Source organism: candidate division WOR-3 bacterium (genome assembly GCA_039801245.1).
Taxonomy (GTDB): domain Bacteria; phylum Hydrothermota; class Tepidihabitantia; order Tepidihabitantales; family Tepidihabitantaceae; genus JAOABP01.
The window spans coordinates 1-20,570 of sequence record JBDRUF010000033.1; the positions used below are offsets into that span (position 1 = coordinate 1).

Below are 20,570 nucleotides of genomic sequence, written 5' to 3' on the forward strand. Positions count from 1 at the left end.
TAAAGGAGCTGGGCTATGTCCCGGATTTGGTCTTGGGTTTTGAGAGCCAGGGTTATGATTACTGCGATGGGGAGCGGTTTGTGGTTAAGGAGAAAGGGGGTTATCTCGCAATTGGCAAGACGATTGAGCCCAGTCAGACCTATTGCGAGCTTGGTTTGAACTGGTGGCAGGGCTTTAACGGTTTTTTTGCCGTGAATCAGGTTTTACCCGGAAATCTTGAGGTGGTTGCCGAGTATGACCCCGGTTTGAACGACCGGCAAGCTCAAGGCAGGTGGCGAGGCGGCTGGCTCAATTTCGGCGTTGCCTGGATGTTTTTTGAGCGGGTGCGGCTCGGTTTTGCCCTCAGGGATGTTTTGGGGAATAATGATAGCACCAGGCTGAACCGGGTGATTGACCTTTCATTTCATCACCGTTTTTAGGAGGCAGGATGGATGTAAAATCCTTTCTTAAGGGAATCAGCGGTTTTGAGCGGCTGGAGGAGAGTGAGTTGGAGCGAATTGCCCAAATTGCAAAACTGAAGTCGGTGAAGGCGGGGGAATCGGTTGATGTGCAGGGAGAGCCCGCGGACAAGTTTTATATTCTGGTCTCGGGCAGGCTGGCGGTTGTCCTGACACTTGACTTCGGGGTGGCACATCAGACCTATCAGTTGATGACACTCGGACCAGGGCAGATGTTTGCCTGGTCTGGGCTGGTGGGCAATCCCCATTACACCGCTGGGAGCCGGGCGATAACCGACTGCAGCTTTCTGGAGTTTGATGTTAGGGAACTGGAAAGGCTTTTTGACGAGGACCCGAAGTTGGGTTATGTGGTGATGAGGCTGGTGGCACAGACGATTGCCTCCAGGCTGCGGCATATGCAACTGCAACTGGCGCAGCAGTATGCACTGCGGGAGTCGGTGGAGTGAAGGCGGGGCTGGTTATCGCCATTGACGGTCCTGCTGGTTCGGGAAAGTCCACCACCGCCCGGCTGGTGGCGCAAAGACTGGGGTTATTCCATCTTGATACCGGCGCGATGTATCGGGCGGTAACATTGAAGATAATTACGAGCGGAATTGACATCTGCAACCGGCAAGCCTTAGAGAGACTATTGAAGAAGACCAAGGTAGAGTTGCGCTGGACAAAAAAGGGGACGCGGGTCTATCTTGACGGCAAGGATGTTACCGAAGCGATAAGAAAGCCGGAGGTGAGTGAGCGGGTTTCAGAGGTTTCGGCAATTGGCTGTGTGCGGGCGGCGATGGTAAAGGAGCAGCGCCGGCTGGCAAAGGGTAAAAATGTTGTCTGCGAGGGCAGGGATATCGGCAGTGTGGTTTTTCCTTTTGCCCAACTCAAGGTTTTTCTTGACTGCGCGCTTGAGGAGCGGGCAAGGCGGCGCCAGAAGGAACTGGCAGGTGCGGCTCAAGGGTCTCCCCCCAGTATTGAGCAGGTGAGGCGCAATCTCGCAAAGCGGGATTTTATTGACTCCCGGCGGAGGTTGAGCCCGCTGCATCGGGTCAAGGATGCGGTGTTGGTGGATACCACCCATTTAACAATTGAGGAACAGGTCGGGGTCGTCTGCTCCCTGGCGAAGCCACTTTTACAGTGAAACTGCGTTGGCGGCTGGCATGGCTTTTGACCTATCCATTGGCAAAGATTCTCCTCAATCTCCGGGTTGAAGGCAAAAGGAATCTCAGTAGTTGCCAGGGCGGATTGATAATTGCCGCAAATCACACCTCCAATTTTGACCCCTTGATTTTGGGCTGGGCAGCGGCAAGGGAGATTTATTTCCTTGCCAAGGAGGAGCTTTTTCGTTACCGACCTTTCGCCTGGCTGATTAGAGCGTGGAATGCCCTGCCGGTGGGGAGGGGCGAAATTGACCTGCGGGCAGTCAGGCTGTGCTCAAGGGTATTGAGACACCGCCAGACACTGGTGCTCTTTCCTGAAGGGACAAGGAGCAAAACCGGTGAGATGGCAAGTTTCAAGCGCGGGGTGGGTATGCTGGCACTAATCAATCAGGTACCGGTTATACCTACCCATATTGCGGGAATGGAAAGTTCAATTGTTTCCTATCTGGTTGACCGTGACTTTGTCCGGCTCGGAATCCGAAAAAAGCCTGCTCACAGCGGCAAGATCAGGGTAAGGTTTGGGAACGCGGTGCTACCTAAAGGTTTCACAAGAGACCGCCAGGGTTATCAGGAGTTAACCGCGCTGATTGAAGAGCGGGTGCGGGCGCTTGCGGATTGAGTTATATGCCCAAGGTTTACATCGCTCAACCAACCGGGTTCTGCTTCGGGGTAAAAAGGGCAATCAGGCTGGCAGAAAACGGTCTTAAGCGTTATAGGAGGGTTTGGACATACGGTGAACTGGTTCACAACCCGCAGGTGTTAAAACAACTTTTTACCAAAGGGATAAAACCGGTGCGCCGGCTTGCTGAGGCAAAAGATGGGGTCTTGGTGATTCGGGCGCATGGGTGCCCGAAAAGGGTATTGGTCAAATGTCAGATGCTGGGAATACCGGTGATTGATGCCACCTGTCCCTATGTGTGCCGGGTCCAGAATGTTGCCCGATGTCTGGCGGAGGACGGCTATCAGGTTGTGGTAGTAGGAGAAAAGGACCATCCTGAAGTTAAGGCAATTCTTGCCGCCGCGGGTAAAGGGGCTTTAGTCATCACCTCAGAAGAAAGAGCGGGTAAATTGGGGAGCAGCATAAAAAAGAAACTCGGTGTTGTTGCCCAGACCACGATGGATAATGAGGGGTTTAAGGCAGTTGTTGCCAGGCTCTCTCAATTTGGTTATAATGAACTTCGGGTTTTCAACACCATCTGTGCTGAGGTTAGCGCCCGGCAAGAGGCAACCGCCCGTCTCGCAAAAAAGGTGGATGCGGTGGTTGTTGTCGGTGGCAAGAACAGCGCCAACACCAGGCGGCTAGCACAGATTGTGCGCGGGGAAAAGAGGCCGGTGGTGCATATCGCCGAGCCGAAGGAGCTGCAGCCCCAGATGTGGCAGAAATTCAGGCGCATCGGGATTGTAGCGGGTGCTTCCACTCCAGCAGAGGTGGTGGAGGAAATTGCCCGAATTTTAACAACGCCGGTTGTGCCTGTGGGTAGTCAAGTGGCACGACCGAGTTTTAAGGAGGTCGTTAGGTGATGAGTGAAGATAATGAAAGCACAGTCTCACCCGGTATGGGGACTGGTTCAGTATATGACATCTCCTTTCCAAGTTTTGAGGAAGGAGAGATTGTCACGGGGACGATTGTTAAGAGGTTGAGTAATGCGGTGTTGGTTGACATTGGGTTGAAGGCTGAGGGGATTCTGCCTATTGAGGAGTTCCGCAATCCAGATGAGGCGGTTGAGGGCGCAAAGGTGAAGGTATGTGTTGAGGCGCTGGAGGATAAGGACGGTTTTCCAGTTATTTCCAAGAGAAAGGCTGATTTTCAACTTGCCTGGGAGACGATTAAGGAGAAGTCGGAGAGTTCGCTACCGGTGAGGGTAAAGGTGCTAAGAAGGGTTAAGGGTGGTCTGGCGGTTGATATTTTAGGGTTGGATGCGTTTCTACCAGGTTCCCAGGTGGATTTAAGACCGATTCCCAACCTTGATGAGATGGTAGGTAAGGAGTTGGAGGTGAAGATTCTTTCGGTCAACTGGCATAAGAGGAATATTGTGGTTTCACGGCGGGCGCTACTTGAGGAGCGTCAGGAGGCTTTACGCCGAGAGATATTGAGCCGGCTCCAGGTGGGTGATGTGATTGAAGGGACGGTAAAGACGATAACCGAGTTCGGGGCTTTTATCGACATCGGCGGGATTGACGCCCTTTTACACATTTCTGACTTGGCATGGATAAAGGTGGTTCATCCGAGTGAAATTGTGCAACCCGGTGAGAAACTGAAAGTGAAGGTGCTTTCTCTTGACCCGAATACCGGCAGGATTACCGTGGGGCTCAAACAATTGACGCCGCACCCCTGGGAAAAGGTGGAGGAGAAGTATCCCATTGGCTCGCGGGTGAAGGGAAGGGTGACGACGCTCGCAGAGTATGGTGCATTTGTGGAACTGGAAAAAGGGATTGAGGGTCTGATTCATATTTCCGAGATGTCTTGGACCAAATCGATTCATCACCCGGCGCAGATTCTCGCTGTTGACCAGGAGGTTGAGGCGGTGGTCTTAAACATTGACAAGGAGAACCGGCGCATTTCGTTAGGACTCAAACAGACAATGCCCGACCCCTGGTCCCTGATTGAAGAGCGCTACCAGGTGGGGCAGCGGGTCACGGGCAGAATAAAGTCATTAAAGGAGTTCGGTGCATTTGTGGAACTGGAGGAAGGGATTGAAGGTCTTATCCACAACGCCGACATCTCCTGGACAAAAAGGGTAAAGCATCCGCGGGATGAATTGAAAAAGGGACAGGTTGTTGAAACGATTATCTTAGAAATTGACAAGGAGAACCGGCGCATTTCGTTAGGGCTCAAACAGACCCAGGAGGACCCATTCTACAAATTGAGCCAGGAGCTGAAGCCGGGTGATGTTATCCGGGCGCGGATTATTGACATTCCCAAACCCGGTCTGGTGGTGGCACTTAACTACGGAATCGAGGGGTTTGTGCCTGCAAGTCAGCTGGTGAAGGGTGGCAAGAGGCTTAGGGAAAACTACCAGATTGGCGAGGAGCTGGAACTCAAGGTGCTTAAGGTTGACATCGAGAACCGGCGAGTCACTCTGAGTGAGCGGGCGGCGCAGGGGGAGGTACAAAAGGAGCGAGAGGAGGAGCTACCTGAAGAGCGCCCTGCTGATAAATTCACCCTTGAAGACCATCTCCGAGACTTCAAAGACATCTGATACCGGTGACCGATGCGGGACAGCGGTGTTGAGAAGCGGTTTGATACCGCGGCGATAATCACAGTGGGCTGCCGTCTGAATCAGGCTGAAAGTGACTGTCTCGCTGGTTACCTGTTAGCCCGGGGATTAAAGGTAGTTCGTCACCCCTTGCCTCAGGCAAATGCATCAACCATCAGGCGGGTTTACATCAACACCTGTGCGGTTACGCAACTCGCTGAGGAAAATTCGCTGGCGACCATCCGTCGGGTTTGTCGGCTTCAACCCAAACCACGGGTAGTGGTATTGGGCTGTCTTGCTGAGAGGGCACCGGATTTGATAAGGCAGATTCCCGGTGTTGACGAAATATGGAGCAATCAAGAGAAACAGGATGTCATTGGGGGACAATCCCCGGTACCATCCCGGAGCCGGGCACTCTTAAAAATTCAGGACGGCTGCGACCGGCATTGCAGTTTCTGTCTCGTTTCTTATTTAAGGGGTAAGCCGGTTTCGTTACCACTATTCCAGGTGCAGGAGCGGTTTCAATGCTTAAGGCAGGCGGGCTATCAGGAGATTGTGCTCACCGGTCTTAACTTGGGGAGATATGAAAGTAACGGGCTGGACCTTGCTCGTTTGTTAGAGACACTTCTAAAAACTCCGGGCGATTTCCGTATTCGCCTGAGTTCATTAGAACCCGATTTGTTTAATGAACCCCTATTGGAGGTGATTGCCGAACCAAAGGTGTGCGCACATTTTCACATCCCGTTACAGAGTGGTGATGACCGAATACTCCAGTTGATGGGCAGACCTTATACCGTCAGTAGTTATGACCGGCTCCTTGCCAAGATTCTTAAAATTAAACCAGATGCCTGTATCGGTGCCGATGTCATTGTTGGCTTCCCGGGTGAGGATGACAACTCCTTTGAACGGACCAGGCTCTATTTGGAGTCCTCCGCGGTGAATTACCTTCATGTCTTTCCTTATTCCGTCCGGGTTGGCACAAAAGCGGCGCAATGGGGTGACCCGGTCACGAGGGAGAAGAAGGGAGAGCGTGTTCGGGTTTTGCGGTCCCTATCAGAAAAAAGGAGGCGTGATTATGCCCGGCGGTTTTGCGGTGATGTGCGGGGTGTGATTCTTGAACCCCGGGGAAAAGGATTAACCGACAATTATCTGCGGCTCACCTGCCTGGATTTGCGCGGTAAGGAATATCAGCCAGGGAGATTGATTGCCCTGGAGATCCAGTTGGAGGGGGAGAAACTCATTGGGAAAATGCCAGGGTGGCAGGAGGGCAGTTAGGTAGTTAAGTCAAGGAGGATTTATGAGGTTTCTTCACTGGTCAGCGGTCTTGTTGGGTATGTTGATATTTGGGGGCTTTGCCAAGGAGTATAAGGTAGGTTACATCAATTCGGAACGGATAATTGCCCGTTACCAAGCGGCGATCGAGGCGAAAAAGGAACTGGATGCCGAGATAAAAAAATACGAGGCAAAGGCGGAGTCGCTGAAGGCGGAGTACGAGCGGGCAAAGGAGGAATACGAATCCCAAGAGCTGGCTCTATCCGAAGAGGGGAAGCGGGCAAAACTGGCTGAGATTGAAAGCAGAAGGCGAAGGTATGATAGCTATCTTAATGAGGTTTACGGTAAGGGGGGGAAGATTGAGCAGAAGAATAACGAGTTGATTGCTCCAATTGTGGCACAAATTGATTCGGCGGTTAGTAAGGTGGCGCGGGAGGAGGGTTTTTCGTTGGTGATTGATGCGACCAAGTCCGGGATTGTGTATAGCGAAATCGGACTGGATTTAACCGAAATGGTAATAGAAGAGTTGAACAGGTTGTATGCGCCCTTGCCGACGCCGGTGACCACGAAGCTCTTGTTCGTAATCGCACCGCTCTTTGAGGCAAATGACGAGGCACAGCGCCAGCGGGTCGGAATCCAGATTCGGGAGATTATCAATGCACTCCTTGGCTCCAAGTCCCAGGTTGAGGTTATCCCTAACAAAAAGGTGGATGAGGTTGTCCAGAGCCGGGGGTATGCCAACCAAAAGATCGGAGAAAATGAAGGAGCTGATATTGCCCGGGCGCTTGATGCCGACTATGTGATATATGGGGATTGCGCAAAAAGAGAAGAGCGCATCCAGTTTACCTTAACACTCCTTGATGCCCGGACTGGCACCGTGCTGAAATCACAGGAAGGGGAAGCGGAAAGGGGTCAGGTTCTGCGCGAAAAGGTTAGCGCGGTGGTGCAAGTTTTATACTCAGCACTCGGGAGATAGGCTTGTCCCGAGTGAGGGAAAAGGGATTCCTCTACTTCGTTCAGAATAATGGAGGTGAGGGGTGAGTTGCGAAGGCAGAAAAATCTGGATTGAACACGGGGCAAAGATAGCAAATTCGGTCACCTTGAGCCCTTTTGTTTATGTTGGCGGAGAGGTGGAAATTGGCGAGGAAACTTATATCGGCCCAAATGTTACCCTATTAGGCAGGACGGTTATCGGCCGCAGGGTGCGTATTGGACCAGGGGCAGTAATAGGATGGGAGGGGTTTGGTTATGAAAAAAGGGAAGGGGGCTACAAAAGGGTTGAGCACACCGGCATAGTGGTGATTGAGGATGATGTGGAAATCGGTCCATTGGTAAATATTGCCCGGGCAAAACCAGGAAGGCAAACAAGGATTGGCAGGGGCACGAAGATTGATGCGTTGGTCCATATCGCCCATAATGTTTTTATTGGCGAGGGGTGCATTATTACTGCGCAGTGCGGAATTGCGGGGAGCGCGAAGATTGGGGACCGGGTTGTCCTTTTAGGTCAGGTGGGTATTAAAGACCATATTGAGATTGGTGCGGAGAGTGTGGTTTACGCCAAATCGGCGGTCTTGCGCTCAATTCCTCCAAACAGTACCTACTTCGGAATTCCCGCCCGCCCGGCAAGAGAGACGATGAGACTCTGGGCAAGGCTGTGGCAGCATTTCGGTAAGTAACGGAGATGAGGCTTTTGCAGCCGGTAAAGATTTCGGGATGGGGGTTGAATGGAAAAGTGGCGAAAATGGAAGTCAATGGTGCAGACGGAGGTGCAGGCATTGTTTTTAATCGCTCTATTAAGGCGGCGGTTGAGAATGCCCAGGTTATAGGAAATTGCACCTGCCTGAAATCGGGCAAGGGGATGGTGATGATGGTTGAGCATTTTCTTGCTGCCTGTTATGGAATCGGGATTTCTGATTTAATGGTTGATATAGAGGGTGGGATGTTGCCTTTTGGTGATGGGAGCGCCCAACCTTTTGTGCGGGCATTCCTGCGCGCAGGTCTGGTCAATACCAAGAGTCAAGAGACGGTGAAACTGAGAAGTCCGATAGGGGTTAAGGATGGCAAGGGTTTCATCCTCCTGGTTCCAGGAGAAAAACTGCGGATTCACTGTTTGATTGATTATCCTCATCTCGGGAGGCAGTTCTTCTCAGGGTTTATTACGCGGAAATTTTTCTGTGAGGAGATTGCACCGGCCCGGACATTTGGAAGACCTCCCCGTCATCTAAAAGAGCGTCTCGGTTTCGGCCTAAAAAGGGTGCGGGGCTGGGTTTTTCCTAAAAGACTGCGGTTCAATAATGAGCCCTGCCGGCACAAGGTCCTGGATTTACTTGGGGACCTGGCCCTTTTAGGGCGACCGCTCCAGGGAGAAATCTTTGCCTTTAACCCAAGTCACAGCTTGAATCTAATCTTGGTAAGAAGGTTAAAAGAAATGGGGGCTTGATGAGTATGAATATTGATGTAAAGAATTTCCTTCCGCATCGGGAGCCTTTTCTTTTTGTTGACGGGGTTAAGAGGATAGAAGGGAATGAGATTGAGACCTATCGGACGGTCAGGCCGGAGGAGTTTTACTTTCCTGGTCATTTTCCCGGAAATCCGATTCTGCCCGGTGTGTTGATGATTGAGGCGATTGCCCAGAGCGGCATAATCCTGGCATTGTTTTCGGACCAGACCCAAAAGGGCAAGACCCCGCTATTTGCCGGGATTGAACAGGCGCGGTTCCGCCGGATTGTCAGACCAGGAGAACAGCTCCGCATCGTAGTAACCCTCCTCTCTGCCAAGGCTGGGGTTTTTAAATTCTCGGGCAGGGTTTTTGTCGGTGAGGAACTGGCGTGCACGGCAATAGTGACCGGTGCGGTGCGTTAATCCATCCCAGCGCGCTCATTGGCAAAGAGGTTATTTTAGGTCAGGGGTGCGAGGTCGGTCCCTTCTGCCGGATTGAGGGTCGGGTTCAGATAGGCGCCAACTGCCGAATTGGCACCGGGGTGGTTATCGGTACCCCACCAGCAGATAAGAAGTATCAGGGGGAAGGCAGCGGGGTTTTAATCGGCAACAATAATATATTTTTTGAGTTTGTCACGGTTCACCGCGCGACCGGTCATAATGAAATGACCGTAATTGGTGATGGCAACTACATAATGGCTTATGTTCATATCGGACACAACTGCCGAATTGGTAACTCGGTAACATTGACCAACGGCGTTCAGTTGGCAGGACATACCGAGGTTGAAGATGGTGCCAATCTGGGCGGTTTAGTTGGAGTTCATCAGTTCTGCCGGATTGGCACATTGGCGATGATTGGTGCCCATTCCTATGTGAATAAGGACATACCGCCATTTTCCCTTGCTGCCGGCAACCCCTGCCGGGTGTATGGACTCAACATCGTGGGATTGGAAAGGGCGGGTTTCAGTAGCGAAAAGATTCTTGCACTTAAGGATGCCTTCAGAATCCTGTATCGTTCGGGCTTGCCCCTAACCCAGGCGTTGAAAAGGATTGAACAGGATTTGGCTGGTGGTCCGGGAAGGGAGGAGATAAATCGCCTTCTGGAGTTCTGCACCAACTCCAGAAGGGGGATTGAACTGAGAACAGAAGTATGAACTATCAGACGGCGCTTGATTTCTTAAACTCCCTCGTCAATTATGAGAAAAGGAAAAGGCAGGACCGCAGGTTTAAACTTAACGGTATCAGGCGATTTCTGCTCCTTGCCGAAAATCCGCAAAAAAGGTTAAAGAACTGCATTTTAATTGCGGGCACCAAGGGCAAGGGTTCGGTTGCCTATATGGTGGCGGCGGGCTTGCGCGCCTGCGGGTTGAAGACCGGTCTTTTTGTCTCACCCCATCTAATCTCGGTGCGGGAGCGGATTCAGATCAACGGCGAGTGGATAAAAAGGGAGCGCTTTGCCCGGCTTATGTCAAGGTTTCAGCCGCTGGTGAAAAAACAGCGGGTGAGTTATTTTGAGCTCTTGACCGCAATGGCATTTGACTTTTTCGCCCGGGAGGAGGTTGACTTCAGTGTGATTGAGGTTGGTCTTGGTGGCAGACTGGATGCGACCAACCTCTGCGAGCCCAAAATTGCGGTTATCACCAGGATTGGCTACGACCATCTCCAAGTCCTGGGCACAACCCTTAAAAAGATCGCCCGGGAAAAGGCGGGGATAATGCGCCCTGAAATACCGGTGGTGATTGGTTTGCAAGAGCCCGAGGCGGAGAATGAGCTCCTCCTGCAGGCGACAGAGATAGGCGCGCAGTCAGTTCTGGTGAAAAACCGGTCAAGGGTCTGGGACGAAACCATCACCCCATTGGGGATTGCCTTTTCCGCCTTCACCGAATTGGGTGCGGGCAGGGTGGAACTGAAAGTCCTGGGGAGGCATCAGATTGAAAACTGCCGGACCGCCCTGACCGTCCTGGGCATCCTCGCCCGGCAGGAGCCGCGAATAGATTTTGCCCGGGCGGTTGCCGGAATCAAAAATCTTGTGATTCCGGGAAGGTGTGAGGTTGTTCAGGAGAGCCCATTGGTAATTGTTGACTCCTGCCACAACCCGGAGTCTGGTCAGGCGCTCGCCGGGGTTTTAAAAGAGTATCTTAAGGAGAAGGTGGTTTTAATCTACGGCTCATTGCGGAATAAACTGGTGAAAAGGACGGTTGAACCGATTGCCCCTTATGTTGACACCGCAGTTTTGGTCGCCCCGAATTCGCCCCGGGCGCTAACACCAAGGGTCTTAAAGGGGATCCTCACCCGCCTAAAGGTGGCAGCAGAAACCGCGCCTGACCTGAAGACCGCATTAACCCGTGCCCAGGAACTTTCCTTTGGCAGGATGCCCATTGTGATTGCCGGCTCATTTTACCTTGCCGGTGAGGCGCTTTCCCTTCTCAAGGGCATAGAGCCGGAATAGCCATTCCTCATCCCCAATTGCCCAATTTGGAGATGCCCCTCCATTAAGAGCCAGAAAATGGGCTGAGATTAACGCATAGTTTTGCCCTTTTAGAAAAATTTTCTTATAAGCCAAAGTTTATCAACTGGTTGGCAATTTGCTCCTGTTTTATCCTCTTGGAAAAGGGTAGGTCCCCCCGACCATTACGGTGGTTAACCCCTTTTTAACCCTTTCCAGGAATGGTGTCGTGAGAGCGGTGTGGTAAAGCAGAGTTTGACAGGTTTGATGATTTCGGGCAGAATCTTAACTGCTATGAATTACAAAACCTTGCTTTTGACCCTTGCCGGACTTTTCCTCCTCGGGAATGTGTGCGATAAAATCCCGGAGAGGCAGTGGGAAAGGGGCAATTTTGAGCCCATCGGTGGCAAGCCCTATAACCTGCCCGCAGGTCTTGAGGTGCGCCAAATCATAGGTTATGATGACGAGATTCCAACATCATTTCTGCCCCTTGCCTTTACCGTTCTGAACAATACCAATAAGCGGATTGCGGTAACGATGCCCGAAGGGCTGGTTTTCAGCCCCTTGAATCACGACTATCAGTATATGATGCTCTTGCAGAAGTTCTCATTCTCGGTGCCGCCAGACCAGGATACGCTCATCCTCTTGCCGACATATTGTGCCAATGAGGACTTAGACGAGCCGGATGATGAGTCATTTTACGAGATTGACATTCAGGTCTGGGAAAGGGAGCTGAATGAACTTTTTAACCTTTTGCGGGATAAGCACCTTGACAATGAGGATGCGGTGGAACTGGCACAGGAGGCGCTCTTTGAGATTACCGATGGTGATGGCTTGACCGATGAAACCAGGGAGGCGCTGAAAAACCTGCCATGAAGCGGCTGGTTCTGGTCCTTATTCTTGTCCTTGCCGCCTGTGAAAACCTGTTTCCGCCCCAGGACTTTGAGCCGACCGGCTCACCCTTCAGCCTGAATCCAGGAATCAGCCTTATCAGTATTGCCGGTGACCGGCGCCATTTCAGCCCGAACGGGCTTTATAGCCTTGAGATGGTTGCCAAATCAAGCGGCGCTGCCTATGCCTATGACACCCTGCCCGCAGGGCTTCTTTTCACATCAAAGAAAAGTTCAACCCAGCATATGGTGATGCTCAAGGCGCATCAGATTGCGGTAGGAACGAGCAATACCAGTCTGGTCCTGGGCGTCTTCTGCTGCAACCGGCGCCGCCTGATTCCGGCAGAACAGGACAGCTTTTCTTTAGGACCATTAACCGACAACCCCGAGTTGCGCCAGCTGGCAGAACTTCTGCGCAACAAAAGGATTGCCGACGATTTGGGAATGATTCAGCGTGCGGTCTGGATGATAACCGATTCCACCGGTTTGACCCAGGCGTACATTGACTCAATCAACGCCCTGCCATCAGAATAGTTTGTGGTTTTTACTCCCACTCAATCGTTGCCGGCGGCTTTGAGGAGATGTCGTAGACAACCCGGTTGATGCCCCTGACCTCGTTGGTGATGCGGCTGGCAACCCGGGCAAGCAAGTCATCAGGCAGTCTTGCCCAGTCTGCGGTCATCGCATCGGTTGATGTCACCGCCCGCAGGGCAACAACATTTTCATAGGTGCGGCTGTCACCCATCACCCCAACCGAGCGCACCGGCAAAAGAACTGCGAGCGCCTGCCACACCCTGTTATAAAGCCCGGCCCTGCGCAACTCCGAGATAAAGATATTGTCAGCCTGCCTTAAGAGGTTGAGCCTTTCCGGTGTAACCGGTCCGATTATCCTCACCGCCAGACCAGGTCCGGGAAAGGGGTGGCGCTGAAGAATCCCTTTCGGAACCCTTAAAGCCCGACCCAAAATCCGCACCTCATCCTTGAAAAGCTCCTTTAACGGCTCAATCAGCTCAAAGCGCAAATCCTTTGGCAAGCCGCCAACATTGTGATGGGTCTTAATAGTTGCTGATGGTCCGCCAAAGGCGGAACGGGACTCAATCAGGTCAGGATAAAGGGTGCCCTGGGCAAGAAACCGAATCGGTCCGAACCTCTTTGCCACATCCTCAAAAACCCGGATAAACTCAAGACCGATGATGCGCCGCTTTCTCTCCGGTTGAGAAACACCCTCAAGTTTTGCAAGAAACCTCTCTTGCGCGGGAATGAACTTGACCGGCAGGATGGGCTTGAGCATCTTTAAAACATCCTGTGCCTCATTCAGGCGCAAAAGCCCGTTGTCAACAAATACCGCCACCAGTTGCCTGCCCAGCACCCGATAGAGCAAACTTGCCATAACCGTAGAATCAACCCCGCCCGAAACCGCGCAGAGAACCTTCTCTTTACCAACCTGCGCCTTTATCTCCTGCGACTTCTCCTCAATGAATCTCTTCATTGTCCAGCCCGGCTGGCAACGGCAGATGCGGAAAATGAAATTGGCAAGGATTTTCTTGCCTAAGGGTGTGTGATGAACCTCAGGGTGAAACTGAACCCCATAGATGCGCCGGGTTTCATCTGCCATTGCCGCAATCGCCAAGTGGCTGGTCATCCCTGATTTGACAAACCCCTTGGGCAGGCGCGTAACCGAATCACCATGGCTCATCCAGACAGAAAATACCGGTGGCAGATTGGCGAAAAGAGGGCTTGGTTTTATCTTATTGAACCGGGCATGCCCGTACTCACGCGCACCTTCCGGCGCTACCTTGCCGCCGAGCATCTGCGCGGTCAATTGCATACCATAGCAGATGCCAAGAATCGGGATGCCAAGATTGAAAAGGGCAACATCAGGTCTGGGCGCCCTCTTTAAAAATACCGAAGAAGGTCCGCCAGAAAGGATTAGACCTTTTGCCTGCCTTTCCAGAACCTCCTCAGCGCTGATATTATAAGGTACAATCTCGGCATAGACATTAAGTTCCCTTATCCGGCGGCAGATTAACTGAGTGTACTGGGAGCCAAAGTCAAGGATTAAAACCCTGTCCAAACCGGTTTTTTACTCCTGGGGTCGTGGCAAAGTCAGGGTGTCCTCTGCAAGGAGTTCGCAAACCCCTGATGCCTTACCATACAAAAGAATGCACTGCCGGTAGATATCTGATGCTGATTTCGCTGTCCTTGCCTGCCGCCACTGCTCAACCGCAACCTTTAAGTCTCTGATCTCCTCCTCGAGGACAGCGACTCTGCGCTCCAGGCGCATGCGCTCATTAATCGGTGCGAGGGTTATCCGGCTGCGGATTCTTTTAGCGGTATTTTCCAGTTCGGCGATCCGCTCTTCATAGGCCTTGATTGTGTCCGCACCCACCTCAAACACCACCAGCCCTGCCTGCTGGGAGCGGTGATAAACAAAGTTGAAGATTAGATACCCGAAAAGGATGGCAAGGATAAACAAAAGAAACCAGAACATTGCTTTCATTTTAACCTCCTATTGCAAGACGATATTAATCAGCCGGTTCGGAACATATATCACCCGGCTGATTTTTCTCCCCTGAATATATGCGGCAACGGTTTCATCCCTGAGCGCCGCCTCCTTCACTTCGCTTTCGCTACTTGAGCGGCTGACCACAACCCTTGAACGGAGTTTGCCGTTAATCTGCACCGGGATTTCCATCGTATCAAATACGAGAAATCGCTCATCGTAATCCGGAAGCCTTTCAGAAAAGATTGAGCCTCTATCAGGATAAAGCTGGTGCCACAACTCCTCGGCAAGATGCGGGGCAAAGGGTGATAGCAAGAGCAAGAAACGGCTCAGGGCAAAACCGAAAACCGGTGATTTCCGCTCGGTAAAAAGATAAAGGCGGTTGAGAAACTCCATCAATGCGCTGATCGCGGTGTTGAACTGGAAGTTTTCTGAGTCCTTGATGACCTTCTGATGGGTCTGGTTCAGATAGATATAGAGTTCCCTTTCACTTGGACTAAACCTCTCTGTTTGCAACTGCGCCGGTATGAAGTTAGGCTTGATGCTGCCGGTTTTTAAACAGTCCTGATAAAGGCGCCAGATACGGGCAAGAAACCGCTTGACCCCAACAACAAGGTCGTCACTCCATTCGAGGGGCTTTTCCGGTGGTGCGGCAAAAAGGACCGCAAGGCGCGCACAATCAGCACCATGCTCCTCAACAAAAGGTCCAACCCAGACCCCGTGCTTCTTTGATGATGACATCGTCTTGCCATCAAGCGAAACCATCCCCTGGGTATGAAGTACCTTGCAGGGCTCCTTAACCGAAACCATTCCCATATCAAAAAGAACGCGGGTAAAGAAACGGAAGAAGATGAGATGACCACAGGCATGCTCAATCCCACCGATATACTCATCAATCGGCAACCATTTATCCGCATTTTCCCGGCTGAACGGCAGCTCCTGGTTGTGCGGGTCGGTGTAACGCAGGTGATACCAGGAGGAGTCAACAAAGGTGTCCATCGTATCCGGGTCCCTTTTTGCCGGACCAGAGCATTTCGGGCAGGTGGTATTGATAAACTCCTCAACCCCGGCAAGAACCGACTTGCCCTTGGGTTTGTAATCCTTAACCTGTGGCGGCAGGAGCACGGGCAGGTCTTTGTCCGGAACGGGCACAATCCCGCACCTTTCGCAGTGAATCATGGGAATGGGTGTGCCCCAGTAACGCTGCCGCGAGATGAGCCAGTCCTTAAGACGGTAAAGGGTCTTGCGCCTGCCCAGACCGGATTTCTCCAGGTGTTCTATTACTCTGTTAATCCCATCTTCTGACCACAACCCATCAAAAGGTCCAGAATTAACCATTATCCCAGGTTCAGTATAAGCCTCAAGCATCTCCTCGGGAATCAGATTTTTTCCTTTTGGCTGGATTACCACCTTTATTGGCAAAGAGTACTTCCGGGCAAACTCAAAATCCCTCTGGTCATGAGCTGGAACCGCCATCACCATTCCGGTGCCATAACTGGCAAGGACAAAGTCGGCAATATAGATGGGCACCCTTTCCTTGGTCAGCGGGTTAAACGCGAACCTGCCGGTAAAAACCCCTTCCTTTTCCTTATCAGTGGCGGTCCGTTCAATCTCAGGTTGTAATAGTACCCGCTGGCAGAACTCCTTTACCGCCTGTTCCTGCGGGGTACCAAGCACAATCGTTTCGGCAAGGGGTGCATCCGGTGCCAGTGCCAAAAATGTGACACCATAGAGGGTGTCCGGTCTGGTGGTAAACACCGGTAGCTTTGTCCCGTCATCCAGTTCAAAATCAACCTCAACGCCAACAGATTTGCCAATCCAGTTGCGCTGCATCTGCCGCACGCTTTCGGGCCAGCCTTGAAGTTCGTCAATTCCTTCCAAGAGCTCCTGGGCGTAATCGGTAATCTTGAAAAACCACTGGGTCAACTTCTTCTTCTCAATCGGTGTGGCACAGCTGGAACGGTAGCATTTGCCGTCAACGACCTGCTCGTTTGCCAAGACCGTCTGGCACCGCGGGCACCAGTTAACATAAGCCTCCTTGCGATAGGCAAGCCCCCGTTCATAAAACCTTAAAAACAGCCACTGGTTCCAGCGATAGTATTCCGGGAGGCAGGTGGTCACCTCACGGTCCCAGTCATAGGCAATGCCTAATAGTTTCAGGTTTCTCTTGCAGAGGTTGATCGAGTCAAATGTCCAAACCCAGGGCGGGATGTTATGCTCAATTGCCGCATTCTCTGCAGGCAGACCAAAGGCATCCCAGCCAAAGGGGTGAAGCACATCATACCCCTGGAGTTTCCGCAACCGGCAGATGCAGTCCCCGATGCAGTAGTTGCGGGCATGTCCCATATGCATATCACCAGAAGGGTAGATGAACATCACCAAGACATAGTACTTTTTCTTCGGATCAGGATTGGTGCGGAAAATGCCCTTTTCCTCCCAGAAACGTTGCCAGCGCGATTCAATTTCCTTGATCGGATATTCGTTCATATCTTACTCCTTTACTCCTGTTGCAAATGTCCAGATATCCAAGAGCGCAAAGGGCTCAGGATAACCCTTAAGGATGTCAACATTTATCCTGTAAAGTTTGTGCAAAGCCTTGTTCAGGCTTTCTTCACTCCAGCGCCTGGGTGCCTCTTTTGACACGCGCCAGAGCGAATCGGTTGACCTAACCCCTTTTTTTACGGCAAGGACATCAAGGAGGGCGTTGGTAAGCCAGGCGATTATCCTGATCGGTTCTTCGCCCGCCTCCTCCAGTTTGTGCAGGAGGGTGAGCGCCTTTTTCGCGTTCCGGTCAAGGCAATGCCAGACATAGTCACGCAGTTCAAAAACCCGGGTGGAACTGGTGTATTCCTTCACAGCAGCGATTGATACCCTTGAACCGGGCTCAAATGCGGTGGCAAGTTTTCCAATCTCGCCTTTGAGAATGGCGCCATCCTCTCCCGCAATCTCAATTAGCATCTCAATCGCCTCCGGTGTCATCTCCAAACCCGACTTTTCTGCCCACGCTCGCACCTGGGCGCGCAAATCATCCTCCTTGAAGCCCGGCAGGGAAATCAGATATTTCTTCAAACCGCAGCGCTCAAGCACCTTTTTCAAATCCCGGTCATAGTCGCAGAGCGCCACCACCGTAGTAGAATCGGGCACATTTTGCAGACCGGTGCCCAAATTTGTCAGTGTTTCTTTATCAAGCCTTTCAAGGTGACGGATGATGATAAGCCGGCGCTTGGCGGCAACCGGTGGCTGCTTTGTCCGCTGGAGGAGTATCTCTACTGAAAGACCTTCTGATTTGCCAATATCACCACCCTGCACCGTTTCAGAGTCAAAAGCCTCCAGTCCACTCACAAGTAGTCTTTCCTTTAAGAGCGCAATTAAACCATCAGCCGCCGTGGGGTCAGGGCTTAAAACAATGTAAACGGGGCGGAACCTACCCGCCTTGATTTCGGCGATAACCGGCGCAAGTGGGCTTGCCGGAAAAGTGAGGGTTTTCATTGAAATTGATTCTATACCGATTTTGGGGGCGGTCAATGTGCGCAGGGAAAATGTGTCCGGTGGGATGGGGATTGCAATAGTTGAAACTGGTGCACCAGTTCCTGGTTGATGCGCTCAATCTCCTGTTTCAGTTCCTTTCCTGAGCGAGGTGGCTGGCGCGGCGGAAAAACCGGCTCACCAATCACCACCACGATGTTGCGATTAAGGAGATTGCCGACAACCGAAAAAAACCCCTCCCAGGCTTCGTTGAGCCAAGGTCGGGAATAGGGCTTTGGCCCCAATTTCAATCCGCTGACATAAACCGGCAGGACCGGCACCCCGGCACGTACAGCCAGCCAGGCGGTGCCGTTGTGAATATGGTCAATCCCGCCCCTCCGATTTAACTCTCCTTCTGGATAAACCCCGATAGTGGCACCCTGCTTTAAGAGGGCGATGCTTTTGCGCAGGGTGGCAACATTGTCCGGACAAACAGCATTCACAACCGGCATCGTATCGCAGAGGTTCTTCATCCAGAAGCCGACAAAGCGCGAATGAAACCACCGTGCCCAGGTAAGAAAGAAGATTCTGGTTTTGAGTGCAATCTGAATCACGATGGAGTCGGCGCCGGTGAGATGGTTGGCGGCAACGATAAACCCACTGCGCATCGGCAGCGCAATCCGCTCCCAGCCAACGACCCGGACCCGGATTAAAAGCCCGTAGATTTTCAAAAGTAACGCCTTGATTTTTGCCCAGAAAACTCTTTTGCCGTTCATCCTCGTCTCCGTAATTAAAATTTTAATGACACTCCTGATTGTGTCAACAGGATGATTTTAATCGGCGTGGTTCGGAAGGTAAAGTTTAAGGGGCGAATTGGCATCCCATTTATACTGATAACCGGTTGCCCCGACAATCTGTGGCCCAGGAAATCAAGAGGACTCGTGGAAATTGATCAAATTTAGACCCAAGCGAAAAGTTCAGCGAGATTGGAAAACGGAGTCAAGTCCGTGTTTAGAAACTCTTTTAGGAACAAAGAACAAAAACAGGTGTTAAAATTAAATCAAGGAAAAGTTGGGGCTGGAAAAAGAAAAATTGTGGTTATAACCGGGGTAGTGGGGAGGACCTGCCCTGAAAACCATAAATCAAAAACTAAAAACTCACTAACCTTTTGCCAGTATGTGATTTAGCAAAACGGAGCGCCAAAGTCTAAGAACCTGCCCGTTAATTTTCCCAAGATTCTGGCTCTTAATGAGGGGGAGCAGTCTCTTTTGCGCCTCTTTACAGAAGTTGACAGAAGGCTCCTTTGTTTTATTATTTCTTGCTGCCTAAGTGCCACTGACTCAGGCAGCGACTGTTATTAGTTAAAACCAAATGCCAAACAAAAAGGAGGCTTAAATGAAGCGGATTGTTTTAGCGCTCTTGGCTGCTTTGAGCCTTTGGCTCTGGGCAGCAGATGATGCGGCTATTTTACCTTCTCAGGGTGTTACCGCAGCACCCTCAACCTCACCCGCTTCCTTCTCTTCCTTTGCCATCACCATTCCGCGGATGCTCTCCTATCAGGGAAAACTCACCGACTCTTTAGGCAACCCGGTTCCTGACGGCAACTACCAGTTGACCTTCAGGCTCTACACCGAGGAGACCGGTGGCAGTCCATTCTGGACCGAAGAGCAGACAATCTCAGTGAGAAACGGGCTTTTCTCTGCCCTTCTTGGTGCGGTCAATCCAATAGGTTCTGTTCCTGATGCCGGCAACCTGTATCTCAGTTTGCAGGTTGGCACAGGTTCAGAATTGACCCCAAGGTTAAGGATTGTCTCCTCTGCCTATGCCTTTCTTACTGAGCGTGCGGCAAACTCCGACCTCTTGCAGGGCAGGGACACCACCTACTTTTCCCGTGCGGTTCACACCCATCCCTATGTTGACAGCGCTGGTGGGGCAGAGAGGGTAGGAGGTCTTAACCTTTCCGGTCTGGACTCAAGATATGTGAATGAAGGGCAAACAAACTCTGTTACCAGCGCAATGATTGTTGATGGCACGATTGTGCGAGCCGATGTTGCTGCCAACTTCAAGGCACCTTATTCCGACACCGCCGACTATGCAAAAGCCGCACCTGCTGTTGACAGCGCAAGGGTAGCAGCCAACGCCCACAAACTGCAGGGCAAGGACACCATTGCCTTGAGCAACAAGTTTGTTGATGAGGGTCAGGCAAACTCCATCACCAGCGCAATGATAACCGACGGTGCGGTTGGAACCGCTGACATTGCCAGCAATGCCATCACCAGCGCCAAGATTGGCAATGGTGAGGTGACAATGCCGAAGATAAACCAGTCCGGTGCCACCCTGAATCAGGTTATCAAATGGAACGGCACCCAGTGGGCACCGGGAAATGACAGTTTTGGTGGTCCGCCCTCAGGTCCTGCTGGTGGCGACCTGACCGGCACCTATCCCAACCCGACAATTGCCACGGGTGCGGTAACCTCGGCAAAGATACAGGATGGGCAGGTTGCCAATGCTGACCTTGCTGCTAATGCGGTAACAGGCGACAAGATTCAGGATGGCACGGTTACTTCTGCCGACATCAGAGATACCACCATTATAACTGCCAAAATCAAGGATGGTGCGGTTACCTCAGCCAAGATTGCTGATGGCACGATTGTGGCGGCAGATTTGAACCAGATGGGTGCAGGTTCAGGTCAGGTCCTGAAGTGGACCGGCTCTGCCTGGGCGCCAAGCAATGACTCAATAGAAACAGGTGACAACG

21 protein-coding genes are annotated in these 20,570 nt (G+C 51.8%); 16 read left to right on the forward strand and 5 right to left on the reverse strand.

Going from position 1 to position 20,570, the window contains the following annotated elements; genetic code table 11:
* From ABIK47_05620 to ABIK47_05690, 15 genes are all read left to right on the forward strand, one after another.
* A partial coding sequence (locus ABIK47_05620; GenBank protein MEO0020100.1) for a hypothetical protein occupies window positions 1–419 on the forward strand: 419 nt, incomplete at its 5' end.
* An 8-nt stretch (window positions 420–427) separates the two neighbouring features.
* A complete protein-coding gene (locus tag ABIK47_05625; protein MEO0020101.1) occupies window positions 428–904 on the forward strand; it encodes a Crp/Fnr family transcriptional regulator in 477 nt (158 codons plus the stop codon).
* Window positions 901–1,581: a (d)CMP kinase gene (gene cmk / locus ABIK47_05630; protein MEO0020102.1), complete on the forward strand. Its 681-nt coding sequence runs from the start codon at window positions 901–903 to the stop codon at window positions 1,579–1,581. The genes ABIK47_05625 and cmk overlap by 4 nt, the downstream gene beginning before the upstream one ends.
* Complete coding sequence (locus ABIK47_05635; protein ID MEO0020103.1) at window positions 1,578–2,219, forward strand: lysophospholipid acyltransferase family protein; 642 nt, start codon at window positions 1,578–1,580, stop codon at window positions 2,217–2,219. The genes cmk and ABIK47_05635 overlap by 4 nt, the downstream gene beginning before the upstream one ends.
* A gap of 5 nt (window positions 2,220–2,224) precedes the next feature.
* The gene (gene ispH, locus ABIK47_05640) at window positions 2,225–3,121 is read left to right on the forward strand and encodes a 4-hydroxy-3-methylbut-2-enyl diphosphate reductase (protein MEO0020104.1); all 897 of its coding nucleotides are present in this window, start codon (window positions 2,225–2,227) and stop codon (window positions 3,119–3,121) included.
* Entirely contained in the window at window positions 3,121–4,800 is a 1,680-nt protein-coding gene (gene rpsA / locus ABIK47_05645; protein ID MEO0020105.1) for a 30S ribosomal protein S1, read from the forward strand. The genes ispH and rpsA overlap by 1 nt, the downstream gene beginning before the upstream one ends.
* 12 nt (window positions 4,801–4,812) lie before the next feature.
* Entirely contained in the window at window positions 4,813–6,072 is a 1,260-nt protein-coding gene (locus ABIK47_05650; GenBank protein ID MEO0020106.1) for a radical SAM protein, read from the forward strand.
* A gap of 22 nt (window positions 6,073–6,094) precedes the next feature.
* Complete coding sequence (locus tag ABIK47_05655) at window positions 6,095–7,045, forward strand: OmpH family outer membrane protein (GenBank protein ID MEO0020107.1); 951 nt, start codon at window positions 6,095–6,097, stop codon at window positions 7,043–7,045.
* A gap of 61 nt (window positions 7,046–7,106) precedes the next feature.
* Window positions 7,107–7,745, forward strand: a complete 639-nt coding sequence (locus ABIK47_05660; protein MEO0020108.1) for a UDP-3-O-(3-hydroxymyristoyl)glucosamine N-acyltransferase — start codon at window positions 7,107–7,109, stop codon at window positions 7,743–7,745.
* A 5-nt stretch (window positions 7,746–7,750) separates the two neighbouring features.
* Window positions 7,751–8,509, forward strand: coding sequence for a UDP-3-O-acyl-N-acetylglucosamine deacetylase (locus ABIK47_05665; GenBank protein MEO0020109.1), 759 nt, complete (start codon window positions 7,751–7,753; stop codon window positions 8,507–8,509).
* Window positions 8,509–8,931, forward strand: coding sequence for a 3-hydroxyacyl-ACP dehydratase FabZ (fabZ, locus tag ABIK47_05670; GenBank protein ID MEO0020110.1), 423 nt, complete (start codon window positions 8,509–8,511; stop codon window positions 8,929–8,931). The genes ABIK47_05665 and fabZ overlap by 1 nt, the downstream gene beginning before the upstream one ends.
* The gene (lpxA, locus tag ABIK47_05675) at window positions 8,898–9,662 is read left to right on the forward strand and encodes an acyl-ACP--UDP-N-acetylglucosamine O-acyltransferase (protein MEO0020111.1); all 765 of its coding nucleotides are present in this window, start codon (window positions 8,898–8,900) and stop codon (window positions 9,660–9,662) included. The genes fabZ and lpxA overlap by 34 nt, the downstream gene beginning before the upstream one ends.
* Window positions 9,659–10,957: a folylpolyglutamate synthase/dihydrofolate synthase family protein gene (locus ABIK47_05680; GenBank protein ID MEO0020112.1), complete on the forward strand. Its 1,299-nt coding sequence runs from the start codon at window positions 9,659–9,661 to the stop codon at window positions 10,955–10,957. The genes lpxA and ABIK47_05680 overlap by 4 nt, the downstream gene beginning before the upstream one ends.
* A 291-nt stretch (window positions 10,958–11,248) precedes the next feature.
* Window positions 11,249–11,830 carry a hypothetical protein gene (locus ABIK47_05685; protein ID MEO0020113.1) on the forward strand — a complete coding sequence of 194 codons (582 nt, stop codon included), beginning with the start codon at window positions 11,249–11,251 and terminating at the stop codon, window positions 11,828–11,830.
* A complete protein-coding gene (locus tag ABIK47_05690) occupies window positions 11,827–12,378 on the forward strand; it encodes a hypothetical protein (GenBank protein ID MEO0020114.1) in 552 nt (183 codons plus the stop codon). Before ABIK47_05685 ends, ABIK47_05690 begins: the two co-directional genes overlap by 4 nt.
* A 10-nt stretch (window positions 12,379–12,388) precedes the next feature.
* On the opposite strand, the gene guaA is transcribed toward ABIK47_05690, so the two are convergent.
* The 5 genes from guaA to ABIK47_05715 are packed head-to-tail and all read right to left on the reverse strand — an operon-like array spanning window position 12,389 to window position 18,588.
* Window positions 12,389–13,918: a glutamine-hydrolyzing GMP synthase gene (guaA, locus tag ABIK47_05695; protein MEO0020115.1), complete on the reverse strand. Its 1,530-nt coding sequence runs from the start codon at window positions 13,916–13,918 to the stop codon at window positions 12,389–12,391.
* A 9-nt stretch (window positions 13,919–13,927) separates the two neighbouring features.
* Window positions 13,928–14,344: a hypothetical protein gene (locus ABIK47_05700; protein MEO0020116.1), complete on the reverse strand. Its 417-nt coding sequence runs from the start codon at window positions 14,342–14,344 to the stop codon at window positions 13,928–13,930.
* A gap of 9 nt (window positions 14,345–14,353) precedes the next feature.
* The gene (gene leuS / locus ABIK47_05705) at window positions 14,354–16,834 is read right to left on the reverse strand and encodes a leucine--tRNA ligase (GenBank protein MEO0020117.1); all 2,481 of its coding nucleotides are present in this window, start codon (window positions 16,832–16,834) and stop codon (window positions 14,354–14,356) included.
* Between the two features lie 3 nt (window positions 16,835–16,837).
* Window positions 16,838–17,836: a DNA polymerase III subunit delta gene (holA, locus tag ABIK47_05710; GenBank protein MEO0020118.1), complete on the reverse strand. Its 999-nt coding sequence runs from the start codon at window positions 17,834–17,836 to the stop codon at window positions 16,838–16,840.
* Between the two features lie 32 nt (window positions 17,837–17,868).
* Window positions 17,869–18,588, reverse strand: coding sequence for a lysophospholipid acyltransferase family protein (locus tag ABIK47_05715; GenBank protein MEO0020119.1), 720 nt, complete (start codon window positions 18,586–18,588; stop codon window positions 17,869–17,871).
* 619 nt (window positions 18,589–19,207) lie between these two features.
* Here ABIK47_05715 and ABIK47_05720 point away from each other — a divergent pair.
* Window positions 19,208–20,570 (forward strand): hypothetical protein (locus ABIK47_05720; protein MEO0020120.1); only part of this gene is annotated, 1,363 nt, incomplete at its 3' end.